This window comes from Dyella halodurans, from assembly GCF_026283925.1.
Classification (GTDB): Bacteria; Pseudomonadota; Gammaproteobacteria; order Xanthomonadales; family Rhodanobacteraceae; genus Dyella; species Dyella halodurans.
Genome location: NZ_JAPDPF010000009.1, coordinates 199,025 through 215,304 on the forward strand (window position 1 = coordinate 199,025; position 16,280 = coordinate 215,304).

Here is a 16,280-nt window from a genome sequence, read left to right on the forward strand (position 1 = left end):
TGCATGCGCGCCATCCCGCCGGCTCACGTCCCGCTGCTGGTCGCCGGCGCTGGCGCCGCTGCAGGTACGGGTACGGGTGCCGTGCCTTGCAGCAACGGGGGCGTCACCGGTGCCACTGGGGCTTCATGCTTCTCGACCAGCGTGATCGATGGCTTGTCCCAGCTGCCCGTGATCTTGTAGTGCGCACTCGCCACGTGATTGATGCCCTTGCCCAGCAGGCCCTGGGCGAGAAAGCCGGCTGCCGCGCCGATGGGGCCACCGACCACGACGCCGACCAGTGGCAGGCTATTCCCTGCATGCGGAGTAGCCAGCACCTGCAGGTCATAATCCTTCGCTCGCAGTCCGGTGCGTCCGCTGATAGAGATCTCGGCAGCGGGGCTGCGAATCTGCAGGTTCTCGGTATGGGCGTTGCCGTCGCTCAGCTTGAAGTCGCCGCCGATCGCGTCGAACGCCAGGCCCTTGCCAAACACGTCGCCGAAATTGAACGAGAGCCGGCGCGGCAGATCGAGCACCGACATCAGGCCAAACAGGCGCACCACGCCGGGGGTCACCTCAGGCATGCGTCCATCGGTGATATTGATGCTCAGCTTGCCTTCCATATTGGCCAGGTCCATCGCCGAAGGCGCACCGGGCCAACTGGCATCCAGCTTTGCATGCACCTTGCCACCTGCCAGCAGGCCCTCGAAGCCGAACGCGCCCAGCATGTCGCCCAGGTTGTCCGCCGCAAAATCGATCACCAATTGGGAATGGCTATTGCCGGCCGTGCCATTCCAGTCACCCATGCCGCTGATCTGCACACCGTGCGAAAGCGTACGCAACTGGTCGATGTGCATGCCACGGTCGGTTGGCCACGTTTCCAGACGCGCTTCGCCCAACTTGGAATCGCCGAAACGCAGATCACTCACCCACAGATGGAACGGCGGCAAGGCCGACGGCGTGATGCCGGTATCCGCCGGATTCGCCACCGGCGCCACCACGTCCGGCGCCGTCGCCACGGCTTCCGCGCCACCCTTCTTGGCGGGCGGCGAGACGTCCTTTGGCCAGTACAGCCGCTGCAGTCGCGCCGTCACGCCACGCTTGTTGAGATCGACCAGAGGAATACCAAAACGCCCGGCCAGTGCCGCGCTCTCGACATCGACCGTGAGGCCATCCGCTTGCGAGCTCGCCAGCACATGCATGTCGGTAAACGGATGGCCAAACACCATGGCCTGGTCGGCATTCACGTCAATGCTTTCGAGGCCCGGGCCGGAGTCCGTGCCGCTGGCAGCGGCATATTGAACCCAACCCGTCACGTCGAGCTTCGCGGCCCGACCGCGGACGCGCACGCCATGGTCGGGCACGGTGTCAGGTACGTGCGTTCCGAAGGCAAATGTGGCGGCCAGCGACTTGCTGCTGTTCTCCGGCAGGCGCAAACGCGCACGCACGACCTGCCCCAGGCTCAACTGCACGTCGCTGCCTGCGGTGGGCAGGTTCATATCGACATGCAAGGGCAGCGCAATGTCGGCGGACTTCTTCAACGGCACCGGAAATTTCAATGCCATGCCGGTGAGTGACGAGTCGACGCTCAATTGCTGCGTGGTGGCAGCCGTGCCACTGGTATGCGCAATGTTGAAGCCGATCGCGAAGTCGCTGCGGCCTTCGGCCACCTGATTCAACCACTCCAGCTGGCTATAACCCTGGGTCAGCTCATTCATGCTGTAGCGGCCGCTGAGCTTGGCGGCGAGTACCGTATCCGGCTTTCCGGTAGCGCCGGCAATGGCAAGGTCCAGCTTGGACGGCTGGCCATGAAAATTGGTCTCCAGTGGTCCGGCGTGGAAGCCCGCCTTGTCGAAGGTGGCGGGCCCCGTAAGCTTGTCCAGCTTGAGGTTCCACTCAGGCGCATTGAAGTCGACGCCTTTCAGCTGCGCGCGACCATCGAGCAGAAAATCCTTTGAGTCAGCCACCGGCAACGACAAGTGAAAATCGAATGCTCCCGTGCCGCCCAGGCTGAGCTTGGACAAGGTGTCAGCCTGGTGGATGCCGATCGGGCTCTTGCTTACGAACGCCATCATGCTGGCGCCGGTGCCGCTGCCGCTCACGTTGAGGTCGAGCACGGTGTTGCCCAATTCGGGAATAAGCGCGACCGCTCGATCGACCTTGTTGCCCAGTGACTGGCCAGCGCTCGCCTCCACCAGCAAACCGCCGTTGACGAAATTGGCGATCGCGCTCACGCCTTCGGCGCGCGGCCAGTCCTTGCCATAGTCGAACACCAGATCGTTCAAGACCGCACGCGCCTCGAAACGTCCTTCGTTGTGATGGAATGGCCAGTCGGCAAGATTGCCGCGCACCAGCACATCGCCACGATCGATCTTGCCGCTGACCAGCGCCCGGTCCAGCCATTCAATCGCGGCCGGCGACATCGAATCGATCGGCCAGAACAGCTTGGCCGCCGCTACATCCGCATGGCTAAGTGCGACATACATATCGAGGAAGGGGCGCCCACCGGCATCCGGGAACGCGATCTCGCCGCGCGCCTCGCCGCCGAAACCAGCGCCTTCGAACTGGAATGGATCCGTGCCGATGTGCCAGGCGTCGTCCTGGTGCCAGAACGCTACATCACCAACAAGGCGCGACATCAGCAACGGTTGGCGGAACGAGTGCGGAAAACGCATGACGGTCGCTTGCTCCGGCAGCGACAACGAAAGCGCCTCGGCGTCGCCGCGCAGCTCACCCTGCAAGCCATCCACGCCGGGCAGCTTGCCGACGGCGTCGATCGCCAGTCCCTTGAAAGCGACATCGAGTGTCTGCAAGCCGTCGGCCTTGCTCCAGTGCATGGTCGCCCGTGTCACTTCACCTCGCGGCTTTCCACCACCTACCCATTGGGCAAGGCCGGGTGACAGCTGCGGCTTCAACGCCAGCCACGGCACCAACGGCGCCAGCTGGAGATTTTTTGCCGCCACGTCGATAGTCGCCCGGTCGGTGCTCATGGACTGGAAGCTCGCAGCCAAGGCCCCCTGGTCATCGCCCGCCCACCGCAGCTCGTAGCTGTCCTGGCCCAATTTCAGTTCAGCCAGGCCGTCCAGGACAGGCACGTTGACGGTGGCGCCATCGGGGTTGAGCACGGACACTTGCAGGAGATGGAAGCGCGTCAGGTTGCGCACCACCTTGGCATCGCGCCAGTCGAGCCAGCTCTCCAGCGAACCGTGACCGCTTTCTACCGAATAGCCGCCCAAATCAATGGACGCGGACATCGCATGCAGGTCGACATCCGTACCGCTGATCCACACCTTTCCGTCAGCACCGTCCTGGCTGAAACTGCCGGCGCCGCGTAGACGACCGGGCGCCCCCTCCCGCCGCAGCAGGGCACCGACGCGCACTCGACCCCCTTGGCGACTCAGGCGCAGCTGATCGGCAATCAGCGTGTAGTGTTTGTTGACCTGGTTATCGGTGATTTCCAGCCGGGTGTCGCGCAACCACAGGCCGATCGACAACTGCCCGAAGGCGGGATTCTGGCGTTCCTGCCCACCCGCCAGGCCAATGCCGTTGATGTGCCAGGTGCCGTCCGCATCGCGGCTCATGTCCAGCTGCATGCCCCGCGCACGCAAGTTCACCAGGTGCCGCGTCGGCAACAGCCAGCCACCGAGGTCGAGCTTGAGTTCCGCTTCCGGGATATGCAGCGGCGCGCCGCCATCGCCCGACCCCACCTTGAGATTGCGCACCACGAACAGCGGGCCCGACGGCTGCGCATAGCCTTTCACGGACTCGAAGCTCACCGGCCGCTGCAAGCGCGCACTGAGCCGCGCGGCCACCCACTCGGGGTGACTCGCCAGCGTAGGCAGCAGCAGCTGGGTAAGGCCCATCAGCACGGCCAGCGAAATCAAGGCCACGCCGACGACCCAGCTCAATAGCCGGGCGCCCTGCTGCAGGCGTTTTTGCCAGATCGCGCTCACGGCTGGTTCACCACACGACATCCCCAGGGACGCGCGGCACGGGATGCTTACAGGAGGACCACATCGAACTGTTCCTGCGAATAATGCTCTTCGGCCTGAAAGCGTATGCTTTTGGAGATGAACTCTTCCAATTCGGCGACCGCGATGGACTCCTCCTCGAGGATGCGGCCGACCACCTTGGGGCTGGCCATGACCAGCAGTTTCTCGGTGTTGAATTGGCGAACCGCCCGGGTGATTTCCCGGAAGATCTCATAAGTCACGGTTTCGGCCGTCTTGACCGTCCCCCGCCCGCTGCAGGCCGGACAGGGTTCACAGAGCTGGCGCTCGAGGCTCTCGGTGGTGCGCTTGCGCGTCATCTCCACCAGGCCAAGCGCCGACATGGGATAGACCGTGGTCTTGGCATGGTCCCGCGCCAGGCCCTTCTCGAGCATGCGCAATACCTGCCGCTTGTGCTCTTCGTCCGTCATGTCGATGAAGTCGATGATGATGATGCCGCCGAGGTTGCGTAGTCGCAGCTGGCGCGCCGCAGCCTGTGCCGCCTCCAGGTTAGTGCGGTAAACGGTTTCCTCGAGATTTCGTGTACCGAGATAGCCGCCGGTGTTCACGTCGATGGTGGTCATCGCCTCGGTCTGGTCGACGATCAGGTAACCGCCCGACTTGAGCGGCACTTCTTTCTTCAGTGCGCGCTGGATTTCGTCTTCCACGCCGTACAGGTCGAAGATGGGTCGCTCGCCCGCGTAGTGCTCCACGCGATCGTCGAGGTGGGGCATGAATTTGTGCACGAACTTGACGACCTTCTCGAAGGTTTCGCGTGAGTCCACGCGCACTTTCTCGATGTCGTCATTGAGCATGTCGCGCAGGCTGCGCAGCGGCAACGAAAGCTCTTCGTACACGCGTTCGCCGACCTTGGCCTTGACGATGTTTTCCTGCACCACGCGCCACACCTTTCCCAGGTAGGTGACGTCGAAGGCCAGCGATTCGGCGGTCTGCTCCTCGGCGTTGGTGCGCACGATATAGCCCAGCCGAGGACTGCCGGGGACGTCCTCGCCGATCAGCGGCGTCAGTACGTCCTTCAGGCGCTGACGCTCGGCCTCGTTCTCGATGCGTGCCGAGATGCCCAGCGTGCGAGCATGCGGCAGCAGCACCAGGTAGCGCGAGGGAATGGACAGGTGGGTGGAAAGCCGGGCGCCCTTGGTGCCGATCGGGTCCTTCACCACCTGCACCACGATTTCCTGGCCCTCGTGGACCAGCTCGCTGATCGAAGGCACCTGGCCGTTGCCTGCCGCCGACAATTCGGCGCCATCGGCGGCGCCGGGCAGCGCCGGCCTCAGGATGTCCGACGCATGCAGGAACGCCGCGCGCTCCAGGCCGATGTCGACGAAGACCGCCTGCATGCCAGGCATGACCCGCTGCACCCGGCCCTTATAGACATTGCCCACGTAGCCGCGCCGGGAGGCCCGCTCCACGTGCACCTCCTGCAACATGCCGTTCTCTACCACGCCGACGCGAGTCTCGCGCGGGGTCACGTTGATCAGGATTTCTTCGCTCACCGGGCTCTCCCCTGGATGGACGATCTTTATAGCGGCACTACGCGCACACTGTCGATGCGTGTCGCGTGTCGCCGACGACAGTTTCGGCGTCATCCCTGGCTGGCTGCTCAAATACCCTAAAAATGGGGAGATTCATGTACCGAGCAGTGTTCCATTAGGTCACGCTGGCCAGCCGCCGTTATGCTTGCCAACGATGCGCAGTCCCATGCTTCCCGACCTGTTGCAGCCCGGTTTGGGGCTGGTGTTTTGCGGCACCGCCGCCGGCCGCCGCTCGGCCGCGGAAGGTGCCTATTACGCGCATCCCGGCAACCAGTTCTGGCGCGCCCTGCATGCCGTGCAGCTGACGCCTCGCCAGTTTGCACCCGCCGAGTTCCTGCTGCTGCCGGCGCTGGGCATCGGACTGACCGACCTGGCCAAGCACCATATGGGCAACGACGACGAACTGCCGCGTGACGCCTTCGACGCGCTTGCGCTACGCAGGAAGATCGAACGGCATGCACCCACCCTGCTCGCCTTCACCAGCAAAGCCGCAGCCCGTGCGGCACTCGGCCATGCGGTCGGCTACGGATGGCAGCGCGAGCGCATCCACGAGACCCGGCTTTACGTACTGCCCTCGCCGTCGGGACAGGCACGTGGGCACTGGGATATCGGCCCCTGGCAGGAGCTGGCCAAGGGTTTTCGTGCCCTGTGAGCCGGGCTCAGGAACGCGCGTAGTCGCCCAGCGCTTCGGCCAGATGCTCAAACAGCCGCCGCACCCGCAGGCTTTGGCGCAGATCCTCGTGCATCACCACCCAGGTATCCATGGACAGCGACAACTGGCTCGGCAACAGCCGGACCAGCTGTGAGTCACGTCGGGCCAGCTTGACCTGGGCCACGGCGATGCCGAAACCTGCCCGCAGGGCCGCCAACGCCGCCAGGTCGCTGTCGGTGCGCCAGGCAAAGTTATCGCGGGTATAAGGGAAGCCCTGCGGCCTCATGCGACGGATATAGGGCAACTCGGTATCGAAGCCGATCAGTGCATGGCTGGCGAGATCGGCGAGCGAGTCGGGGTGCCCGTAAGTGTCGAGATAGCGCTGATGGGCGAACAGCCCCAGCTCGAGCTTGCCCACGTGGCGCGCCACCAGCGCCTCCTGCGTGGGTTGCATCATGCGTATGGCGATATCGGCGTCGCGCCGCAGGATGTCCGCCGGCTGGTTCGACAAGGACAGCTCGATCACGATGCCGGGATGCCGCTCGCGAAAGGTCGTGAGCATGGCTGGCAACACCTCGGCACCGATGACCTCGCTGGCGCTGATGCGCACGGCACCGCTGACATCTTCCCGCCCTGCCGAGGCGGTACGCCGCATGGCCGCCGATGCGGCGGCCATGGCCTGGGCATGGGCTACCAGTTCGTGCGCCAGATCCGTGGGCGTCAGTCCCTGCGGCGAGCGGGCGAATAGAACCACCCCGAGTGTCGACTCCAGCTCGCGCATATGCCGCCCCAGGCTGGGCTGGGTCATACCCAAGGCGCGGGCGGCGGCCGACAGGCTGCCCTCGCGCATGACCGCGAGGAAGGATCGATACAACTCCCAGCCGGGATCGGGCTTAGTCATGCATATATGTATAGCAGCTCTTCGACGTTAAGCAATTTTCTTTTATGTAGCGGCCACGCATGCTGGCCCCAACTTCCTCGAGGACACGGTCATGAATGCACAGCGGACAGCCTTGGTCATTGGCGCCAACGGCGGCATCGGTAGCGAAGCCTGCATGGCGCTGCGGCGGCATGGCTGGAAAGTGCGCGCCCTGGTACGCACGGCGCCGGTCGAATCCGCACAGGACGGCGTCGAGTGGATCAGCGGCGATGCCATGCGCGCCGACGACGTGTTGCGCGCGGCCGAGGGCATGGAGGTGATCGTCCACGCCGTGAACCCGCCTGGTTACCGTGGCTGGGACCAGCTGGTGCTGCCGATGCTGGACAACACCATCGCCGCCGCCCGTGCGGCCGGTGCGCGCATTGTCTTGCCGGGCACCATCTACAACTACGGGCCGGACGCTTTCCCGCGTCTTACCGAAGACTCCTTCCAGCATCCGCCCACCCGCAAGGGCGAGATCCGCGCCGAGATGGAGCGTCGGCTGCAAAGCGCCAGCGCGAACGGCGTGCGCGTGCTGATCCTGCGCTGCGGCGATTTCTTCGGGCCACGCGCAGGCAACAACTGGCTTGCCCAGGGCTTGATCCGCGCGGGCGCCCCCATCAGGCAGGTCAGCTACCCCGGTGACTACAGGATTGGTCACAGCTGGGCCTATCTGCCCGACGTCGGCGAAGTCCTGGCGCGATTGCTGGATCGCGAAGCCGGTCTTGGCGCGTTCGAGAGCTTCCACTTCGGCGGCTATTGGCTGGATGGTCACGCCATGCTTGACGCCATCCGCCGCGCCACCAGCAATCCGCGCATCAAGGCAGGCCGTTTCCCTTGGTGGTTGGCGCGGATGGCATCGCCGTTCAACGAGACCATGCGCGAGCTGTGCAAGATGCGCTACCTGTGGCGCCAACCCATTCGCCTGGACGATGCCAAGCTGCGCGCCTTTCTTGGCGACGACTTGTATACGCCGCTGGAAGAGGCCATGGGTCGGGCCCTGGTCGGTGCCGGCTGCATGGCACCGACACCGGCCACGCCAGCGCTGCATCACACCGCGTGATGTCAGTCGATCGGCGTGTGCCGATACTTGATCACGTCACGCTCGAGTATCGGCGATGCCTTGTTCGACCATGACTGGCGGATATAGGTCACGACTGCGGCCACGTCGCTGTCGTTGAGCTGTTGGGCAAACGGTGGCATCGAGTACGGCCGCGAGTTGCCGTCGGTGACCGGCGAAAAGCCGCCGAGCAGTACGGCCCGCATCGCGTTGATGCCGGTCGGCTCGTTGACCGACGAATTGCCACTGAGCGGTGGATAGATACCTGCCACGCCCTCGCCATTGTCGCCATGACAGTCGGCGCAGCGCGCGGCATACACTTTCGCGCCCTGGGCAAGGATCGGCCTGGTATCGAACGGGGATTTGTCTTCCGGCGGCAAGGGACGCGGCGGCAGCGATTGCAGATAAGTAGCGATCGCACGCAGGTCGTCCTCATGCATGTGTTGCGTGCTCTTCGCCACCACTTCGGCCATCGGGCCGAACGCCGTGCCGCGTGCCGACTGACCGTTCTTGAGCAGATCGACGATATCCTGTTCGCTCCAGCCGCTCAGGCCACCATTGGCCTTCATGCTGAGATCGGGGGCATACCAGTCCTGCGCGGGAATCTGCCCACCGACCAGCGAAGGGCTGTTCTGCATGCCACCCAGGGCATCGCGTGGCGCATGGCATTCGTTGCAATGACCCAGGCCCTGCACCAGGTACGCGCCCCGATTCCATGCCTCCGACTGCGAGGGATCGGGCTGGTATACGCCTTCCTGGAAATACAGCGCGCGCCATGCCTTCAGATTGCTGCGGACGTTGTAGGGAAATCCCAGCCCCAGCGGCTTGGCGGGTTGATGCACCGGCGCCAGCGATTGCAGGTAGGCGAAGATGGCCAAGGCATCGTCGCGGCTGACCTTGGTGAACGAGGTGTATGAGAACGCCGGATACAGCAGCTCGCCGTGACGCCCCTTGCCACTATGCAACGCCTGCCAGAAATCCTCAAAACTCCAGTCGCCCAGGCCGGTCTCCCGATCGGGCGTAATATTCGGCGCGGGGATGTTGCCGAACGGCGTCGCCAGCACGCGGCCACCGGCGTAGCGGGCTCCGCCCTGCTCGGTATGGCATGACGCGCAATCACCCACGGCGGCGAGATATTCGCCCTTGGCGATCAGCGCGGGATCCTTCAGCGTGGCGGTATCGATCTGGCTGGCTGCCTGCGATACCGGCGGCGTCCTGCCACCACGTAGCCACCAGGCGCCGAACAGCACCAAGGCCAGCAGCACCACGAGGATGACGATGGAACGCATGCGCTTCATGCGCCGTCTCCCTTGTCGCCAAGCACGCCGCAATGCAGCGGCGGCGTCACGGAACCCGCTTCCTGAGCATGCATGTCCGCCGGCAGCTCACGCCCCGCCAGCCAGCCGGATACGGCGCTGATATCCGACGCGCTCAGACGGTTCGCAATCTCCGACATGCAATCCGGTGTCACCGTGGCGCGCGTCTTCGTGCGCCACGAACCCAGCTGGGAACTGATGTAGTCATAGGGCAGCCCCACCAGTCCCGGAATGTCCGGTTGCACGCCCGTCAGCTGACTCCCGTGGCAAGCGCTACATGGCGGAATCTGGCGCGCGGGGTCGCCGTGTGTGACCAGCTGCTCGCCGCGCTTGAGCGCGTCGGCAGAGAGCGAGGGCATCGGCGAGCGGCTATACGGCACTTCCTGGGCAGAGAAGTACGCGGCGATCTCCTGCATGTACGCGGGGCTCAGTTGCCGCACCGTGTATTCCATCGGCCCGTACTTGCGCAGGCCATCCTGGAAATCCTTCATTTGGCGCGCAAGATAGCCGGCCGGCTTGCCGGCCAGGCGCGGAAAGAATCCGCTTTCGGGCGTGCCTTCGCCGTGTACCCCATGACAAGCCGTGCACGCGGCGATGCGCTGCTGGATGGTGTCGGGGATGCGCGCAGGCGTCGACTCGCCCGCGTGTACGGCCGCGATAGCCATGACGAAATACAGGATGCACGCGCTGACGACACGCCTGGCCTGGCACAGCTTCGCTGAGAGCCGCTTCATGATGATTCCGTATCCGCGCCGCTAACCGGGAGATCATCCTGGCGAAGACACCAGGTGCAATGAGTCAGCCATCGCTGTGACAGGACCGCTCAGCGCCGGCCCGGTCGATTATAGATCGCCGTTGCGATCGAACGACGCCGAATACCGCCAAAGTGGGTTTTTGCGACATCGTGACGCAGCGGCTTGTCCCCGGCGCGCTGCAGGTCTTCGCGCGCTCCCTTGCATGGCGCGGGACGAAGACCATGATCGGCGGATCAGGCGGATGCCACCTGCTGGAAGGACATCACGGGCGACGTAAACGGCGCGGCGCGCAAGGCGTCGTGCAACAGCAGCGAAACGCAGAGCTGATCCTGGGTATCGCGCTGGTGTACCGTGCCGCCATAGATCTGCGCGCGATCGCGAATGCTCGACATGCCCTGACCGTTCGTCCCAAGCAGCGAAACCACCTGCTTCCATTCCAGCGCGGGCTTGCCGCGATGGGCCGGCACGGCGCGCGCGCAGGTCATGCGCATGACCACCCAGCCCCGCCCCTGCGTCTGACCACCGCGGATCTGCAGGCGGATGCGTCTGACCGGCTCCCGGGCCAACACATAGACCATCGTTTCGCAGGCCAGGCGATACAGCATCATATGGACGTCCGGAGCCAACAGCTCCAGCGCGCTCCCCGCCAGATCGCATTCGTACGTCGCGCCTACCAGGGACGCTGCCCGCAACAAGGGGCCATCCCGAAATGTCGCCGGCACGCCACGCTCCCGCCAGGTCCGCGGATAGAGCGCATCGGCGAGCCGATGCATCTCGTGCTGCGTGATGGCGGCGTGGCGGGAGTACATGTGCTCCAGATTGTCCGGCAGCACTGGACGCAAGCGATCGAGCAAGCGCTTTTGGCTGTCCCGCATCGACACGCCGATGCGTTCGAGCGCCTCGGCCGTCTGCCGCAACCGCAACTCTTCCTGGTACAGCCCTTGCTGCGCCAGTTCGAAGCCGCGTAGGGCGTCACCCGCGTCGCTCGCATCGTGCTGCGCCGTTTCCACGCGCGGAACAAGCCGTGAGCCGAGCAAGAGCAAGGTCGAAATGGCAAAGGCGATCAGCGTCTGCGCCTGAATCACCGAGGGATCGCGCACCACGGTTTCGGTCAGCTGCACGGCCACGCTCGCCAGCGTGCCGGCCGCCGCGGCACCCGGCCAGCCGTGCCGCAAGGTCATCCAGGCCACCGGCAGGAACATGGCAATACGGCAGACCTGCATGGTTTCCGCGTTACCCACGAACGCCAGCCACATCAGCAGCAGCAACGGCGGTACCACGCCGAGCGCACAGTCGGTGACGAAGCGCCCGCGCAGCGCGGCAAGCCATGCCGCCGGTGTCTTGATGCCTGGCAACCAAAGCCGCAGCGCCATCGCGGCAGGCGCCAGCGTCAGCGCGCCCATGAAGCCGCCGAGAAAATACCCGAGCAGGATACGGGCGGTGACCGCCGGCGCGTGTTGGCCGTGCGGCATCTGCATGGTCGCCAGCGTGGCGCAGCTGGCAAGGGCGGTTACCAGCGCTCCTACGAGAATCGTCGACAACGCCATCGCCATGTTGACCCGGCCATCGGCGTGGAAAAGCGGCATGCGACGACGGCACCAGGCAAACGCCGGCGCACTGAACAGGATGGGCGGTATCGACATCAGGCTGGCCCAGATCCAGCCGAAATCCTGCTGATTGCTCCAGCCCAGATAGGTGACTGGAATCGTCTCGCCCACGATCAGCGCTGGCCAGTAGCGGTACGGCACGAGCAGGAGGCAGGCCACGCGCAGACCGGCGGGCAGGTTCCAGTGCGAAACCGACATGCTGCGCAGAAGCATGTAGGACACGGCATAGGCCAGGGCCACAGCCACATGCCCCAACCAGCCGTCCCAGCGTGGGCGCATCCATGATGCGCCCCCTCGATTTTTCGCCATATCTTTCAAGCGCTGCCCGGGCCCTGTCTGCTGCATCCGGCAACCAAGGCCGGTCGTTGGTTTGCTCATGTCGCGCGGGTCGCGGCGACACCCGTCGAAAGCCTTTATCTCAACCGCACGCGTTGACGCGGATTTGATCACAAATTCATCAGTTATTCATCCCTGGCGCAAGGCCTATCCCAGCGGCTTCCCCGGCGAATCAAGCCGTGTTCACGCGCAGCGCTTCGGCATCACGCAAAAGAAAAGCCCGGCTTTAGCCGGGCTTTTCAGCATGACGAGGCGCCGCCTCTTGACCCACCGGGCAACCCGTCAGCCGCGCACTCCCGCCGACTTACGCACGATCAGCATCGCCAGCTCCAGCGATTGTTCGTAGTTGAGGCGCGGGTCGACCATGGATTTGTAGGCTCGGTCCAGGTCCGCCTCATTCAGATCTCGCGCCCCGCCCATGCACTCGGTCACGTCCTCGCCGGTCAGCTCCAGGTGCACGCCGCCCAGCCGCGTGCCGGCCGCCGCATGGATGTCGAAGGCCTGGTCCAGCTCGCCGCGAATATTGTCAAAACGGCGCGTCTTGTAGCCGTTCGAGGTGGTTTCAGTGTTGCCGTGCATGGGGTCCGCCACCCACAACACGCGCCGGCCCTCACGCTTCACCGCCTCGAGCAGCGGCGGCAGGGCGCTGCCGATCTGCGCATGGCCCATGCGATGGATCAGGGTCAGCCTGCCCGGCTCATCCTCGGGATTGAGCGCCTCGATCAACGGCAGCAACTGTGCCGGCGTGACCGACGGCCCAACCTTCACGGCGATGGGGTTGCGGATGCCGCGGAAGTACTCCACGTGCGCCCCGTCCAGCGCGGCCGTGCGCATGCCGATCCAGGGGAAATGGGTGGACAGGTTGAACCAGCCACGATGCCTCGGCACCTGGCGCGTCAGCGCCTCTTCGTAATGCAGCAGCAGCGCTTCGTGCGAGGTGAAGAAGTCGACCCGCGAGAAGCCGGCAATCGGACCGGCCAGGGTTTCCATGAAGCGCAGCGAGTCGCCGATCGCCGCCACCATGCGTCGGTACTCCACCGCCAGCGGCGAATGCTCGACCCAGGCCAGGTCCCAGTATTCGGGGTGATGCAGGTCGGCGAAACCGCCGTCGATCAGGGCCCGCACGAAATTCATGGTCAGCGCAGAGTGCGCATGTGCCTGAATCAGTCGCTGCGGGTCGGCGCGGCGCGCCGCTGGCGTGAAATCCGGGCTGTTGACCAGATCGCCACGGAAGCTCGGCAAGGTGACGCCGTCACGGGTTTCCGTGTCGGTCGAGCGCGGTTTCGCGTACTGGCCGGCGAAGCGACCCACCCGCAGTACCGGCTTTTTCAAGCCATGCACCAGCACCAGGCTCATCTGCAGCAGCACCTTGAGCCGATTGGAAATGATCGGGCTGGTGCAATCGGCAAAGCTTTCGGCGCAGTCACCGCCCTGCAGCAGAAAGCGCTGGCCTTCCTGCGCATCGGCCAGGGCCTGCTTGAGCGCCAGCACCTCCCAGGAGGTGACCAGCGGCGGCAGTGAGGCAAGTTGGCTGGTGGCGCGCTCGAGCTCGGCTGCATCCTCATACAGGGGCTGCTGCAGGGCCTGGCGCTGCTGCCAGCTGCCAGGGCTCCAGCCGGCTGGAACTTGAATGGATGCGGGGCCAATCGACATGACGTGGGACATCTGAGAACAACCCATCAGGCGCGCTTGCGCGCGGCCGCATAGACGGCGACAACCGCCAACAGAACGTACCAGGCGAGCGTCCAGGCCGGCATCGGCAAGCCGAATACGGGCTCGATCTTGGCGCACTCACCCGAACCGGTGAACACCATCTTGAGCACCTTGGCGAACGGGAAGGTATCCATCATGTAGCCAAGATTGGGGCCACAGGACGGAATCTGGTCGGCCGGCAGCGTCTGCAGCCACAAATGCCTGCCTGCGATGGCGACGCCAGCCAAGGCACCGACCAGAACTCCTACGGTATACACCCAACGACCGCCGGCGCGCGGCGCATGCAGGCCACCGATCAGGAAAAACACCGCCATCACCAGGAAGGCAATGCGCTGGAAGATGCACAGCGGGCACGGAATCATGCCCAGCACGTGCTCGGCGTAGAGGGCGTAGCCCAACAGCGCTGTACAGATGACGAAACCAGCGAGATAGGTAGTCCGGTACGACCAACGGAATGGATTCATGACGGCCATGTTGCGTTGCGAAAGAGCGACATTAACCGCTTGCCGCGACGCTGTCAGCCCTGCCCAAGCGCCTCCATTCGCCGCACCTACCTCTCTCTCTCCCTGTAGGAGCGCACCCAGTGCGCGACCGGGGTGCGGAGGGCTTTCCTAGTGAGGCGGCGTTTGTGGGAAAGGCCTGGCGACTTCGCTCCGTAGGCTTTTCGCGCACTGGGTGCGCTCCTACAGGAGGCTTTTCGCGCACAGGGTGCGCTCCCACACAAGAGTGACATCCCTGAAAAGCAAAAACCCCGGCAGGTAAACCGGCCGGGGTCTGCTGGAACACTTATGGAAACTGCTTACTCGGCAGCTTCTTCGACGCGCGGGCGATCGACCAGCTCGACGTAGGCCATCGGCGCATTGTCGCCGGGGCGGAAGCCGCACTTGAGGATGCGCAGGTAGCCGCCGGGACGCTCGCGGTAACGCGGGCCGAGCTCGACGAACAGCTTGCCCACGGCCTGCTTGTCACGCAGACGCGCGAAAGCGAGGCGGCGATTGGCGACGCCATCGGTCTTGGCGAGCGTGATGAGCGGCTCGGCGACGCGACGGAGTTCCTTCGCCTTGGGAAGGGTGGTGCGGATCAGCTCGTGCTTGAACAGCGACGAGGCCATGTTCTTGAACATGGCTTCGCGGTGGCTGCTCGTGCGATTGAGCTTGCGACCGGATTTCTGGTGGCGCATGGCGTTTACTCTCTAAAGTCTATTGTTATGAAAAGCCGGTCAGGATGAGCCGACTTCCCGCGGTTACCCGCTATTCGAGGCTGTCAGAACGCCTCGTTATAAGAGCACGGCCTCTATGGACCGCTATGGATTTCCGGTGGAAATGCGCGACGCATCCGCCGGTTCTTGCAAAGGATCGGGGCGATCGAAAAGCGATCGCCCCGTGAAACATCAGCCCAACTGCATGCCGTGGGACAAGCCCGGCGGCGGCCAGTTCTCGAGCTTCATGCCCAGGGCCAGACCACGACCACCCAGCACGTCCTTGATTTCGGTCAGGGACTTCTTGCCGAGGTTCGGCGTCTTCAGCAGCTCGACTTCGGTCTTCTGCACCAGATCGCCGATGTAATAGATGCTCTCGGCCTTCAGGCAGTTAGCCGAACGCACGGTGAGCTCCAGATCGTCAATCGGACGCAGCAGCAGCGGGTCGAAACCGCCCTTCTCTGCCTTGTCGGTCGCGCTCTCGCGACGCGAGAAGTCACCGAACACCGACAGCTGGTCGTTGAGGATTTCAGCGGCCTTGCGAACCGCGTCTTCCGCACCGATGGTGCCGTTGGTCTCGATATCCAGCACCAGCTTGTCGAGGTTGGTGCGCTGTTCCACACGGGCAGCGTCAACTTCGTAGGCCACGCGCAGGACCGGCGCGAACGACGCGTCGAGCTGCAGGCGACCGATCGGACGAGCTTCGTCGTCCGGGTGCTGGCGCGCGCTGGCCGGCTGGTAGCCGACGCCGCGACGCACCTTCAGGCGCATGTTGAGTGCGATGTCCTTGGTCAGGTGGCAGATCACGTGCTCGGGGTTGATGATTTCCACCGAGTGGTCGACGGCGATATCGCCGGCGGTGACCACGCCCTTGCCCTTCTTGGCCAAGGTCAGGGTGACTTCGTCACCCGAATGCTGACGGATAGCCACGTCCTTGAGGTTCAGCAGGACTTCGATCACGTCCTCCTGCAGGCCCTCAAGCGTGGTGTACTCGTGCAGCACGCCATCAATTTCCACCTCGACGATGGCACTGCCAGGGATCGAGGAGAGCAGCACGCGGCGCAGCGCGTTGCCCAGGGTGTGGCCGAAACCACGCTCGAGCGGCTCGACCACCACCTTGGCGCGGTTGGCTCCGAGTTGCTCGACGCTGAGGCCGCGAGGCCGCAGCACGCTAGTAGACGAAACTGCCATGCAGGGCTCCGGTTG

12 protein-coding genes are annotated in these 16,280 nt (G+C 64.5%); 2 read left to right on the plus strand and 10 right to left on the minus strand.

What is annotated here, in order from left to right; translation table 11 throughout:
• Nucleotides 1–23 precede the first annotated feature (23 nt).
• Both OUZ49_RS17695 and rng read right to left on the minus strand, forming a co-directional pair.
• The gene (locus tag OUZ49_RS17695) at nt 24–3,929 is read right to left on the minus strand and encodes a YhdP family protein (protein WP_266151933.1); all 3,906 of its coding nucleotides are present in this window, start codon (nt 3,927–3,929) and stop codon (nt 24–26) included.
• Between the two features lie 47 nt (nt 3,930–3,976).
• A complete protein-coding gene (rng, locus tag OUZ49_RS17700; RefSeq protein WP_266151934.1) occupies nt 3,977–5,479 on the minus strand; it encodes a ribonuclease G in 1,503 nt (500 codons plus the stop codon).
• 205 nt (nt 5,480–5,684) lie between these two features.
• Between rng and OUZ49_RS17705 the strand changes: the two genes are divergently transcribed.
• Nucleotides 5,685–6,170, plus strand: coding sequence for a mismatch-specific DNA-glycosylase (locus OUZ49_RS17705; RefSeq protein ID WP_266151935.1), 486 nt, complete (start codon nt 5,685–5,687; stop codon nt 6,168–6,170).
• Nucleotides 6,171–6,177: 7 nt separating this feature from the next.
• Here OUZ49_RS17705 and OUZ49_RS17710 read toward each other — a convergent pair whose 3' ends face one another.
• Nucleotides 6,178–7,071, minus strand: coding sequence for a LysR family transcriptional regulator (locus OUZ49_RS17710; RefSeq protein WP_266151936.1), 894 nt, complete (start codon nt 7,069–7,071; stop codon nt 6,178–6,180).
• 91 nt (nt 7,072–7,162) lie between these two features.
• Here OUZ49_RS17710 and OUZ49_RS17715 point away from each other — a divergent pair, with 91 nt between their 5' ends.
• Nucleotides 7,163–8,152, plus strand: a complete 990-nt coding sequence (locus OUZ49_RS17715) for an NAD-dependent epimerase/dehydratase family protein (RefSeq protein WP_266151937.1) — start codon at nt 7,163–7,165, stop codon at nt 8,150–8,152.
• A 2-nt stretch (nt 8,153–8,154) separates the two neighbouring features.
• Here the strand turns inward: OUZ49_RS17715 and OUZ49_RS17720 are convergent, their stop codons facing one another.
• The 7 genes from OUZ49_RS17720 to OUZ49_RS17750 all read right to left on the minus strand — a co-directional run bounded on the left by OUZ49_RS17720 (nt 8,155) and on the right by OUZ49_RS17750 (nt 16,265).
• Nucleotides 8,155–9,447, minus strand: coding sequence for a cytochrome c (locus tag OUZ49_RS17720; protein WP_266151938.1), 1,293 nt, complete (start codon nt 9,445–9,447; stop codon nt 8,155–8,157).
• The gene (locus tag OUZ49_RS17725) at nt 9,444–10,130 is read right to left on the minus strand and encodes a c-type cytochrome (RefSeq protein WP_266151960.1); all 687 of its coding nucleotides are present in this window, start codon (nt 10,128–10,130) and stop codon (nt 9,444–9,446) included. The genes OUZ49_RS17720 and OUZ49_RS17725 overlap by 4 nt, the downstream gene beginning before the upstream one ends.
• 323 nt (nt 10,131–10,453) lie before the next feature.
• The gene (locus tag OUZ49_RS17730) at nt 10,454–12,106 is read right to left on the minus strand and encodes an MASE1 domain-containing protein (RefSeq protein WP_266151939.1); all 1,653 of its coding nucleotides are present in this window, start codon (nt 12,104–12,106) and stop codon (nt 10,454–10,456) included.
• A 339-nt stretch (nt 12,107–12,445) separates the two neighbouring features.
• On the minus strand, nt 12,446–13,828 hold the full coding sequence (locus OUZ49_RS17735; protein ID WP_380004569.1) for a class II 3-deoxy-7-phosphoheptulonate synthase: 1,383 nt from the start codon (nt 13,826–13,828) through the stop codon (nt 12,446–12,448).
• A 14-nt stretch (nt 13,829–13,842) separates the two neighbouring features.
• A complete protein-coding gene (locus OUZ49_RS17740; protein ID WP_266151940.1) occupies nt 13,843–14,340 on the minus strand; it encodes a disulfide bond formation protein B in 498 nt (165 codons plus the stop codon).
• A gap of 335 nt (nt 14,341–14,675) precedes the next feature.
• Nucleotides 14,676–15,056 (minus strand): 50S ribosomal protein L17, encoded by a 381-nt coding sequence (gene rplQ / locus OUZ49_RS17745; RefSeq protein ID WP_266151941.1) that lies wholly within the window; start codon nt 15,054–15,056, stop codon nt 14,676–14,678.
• 210 nt (nt 15,057–15,266) lie between these two features.
• Complete coding sequence (locus tag OUZ49_RS17750; protein ID WP_266151942.1) at nt 15,267–16,265, minus strand: DNA-directed RNA polymerase subunit alpha; 999 nt, start codon at nt 16,263–16,265, stop codon at nt 15,267–15,269.
• Between the last annotated feature and the right edge of the window lie 15 nt (nt 16,266–16,280).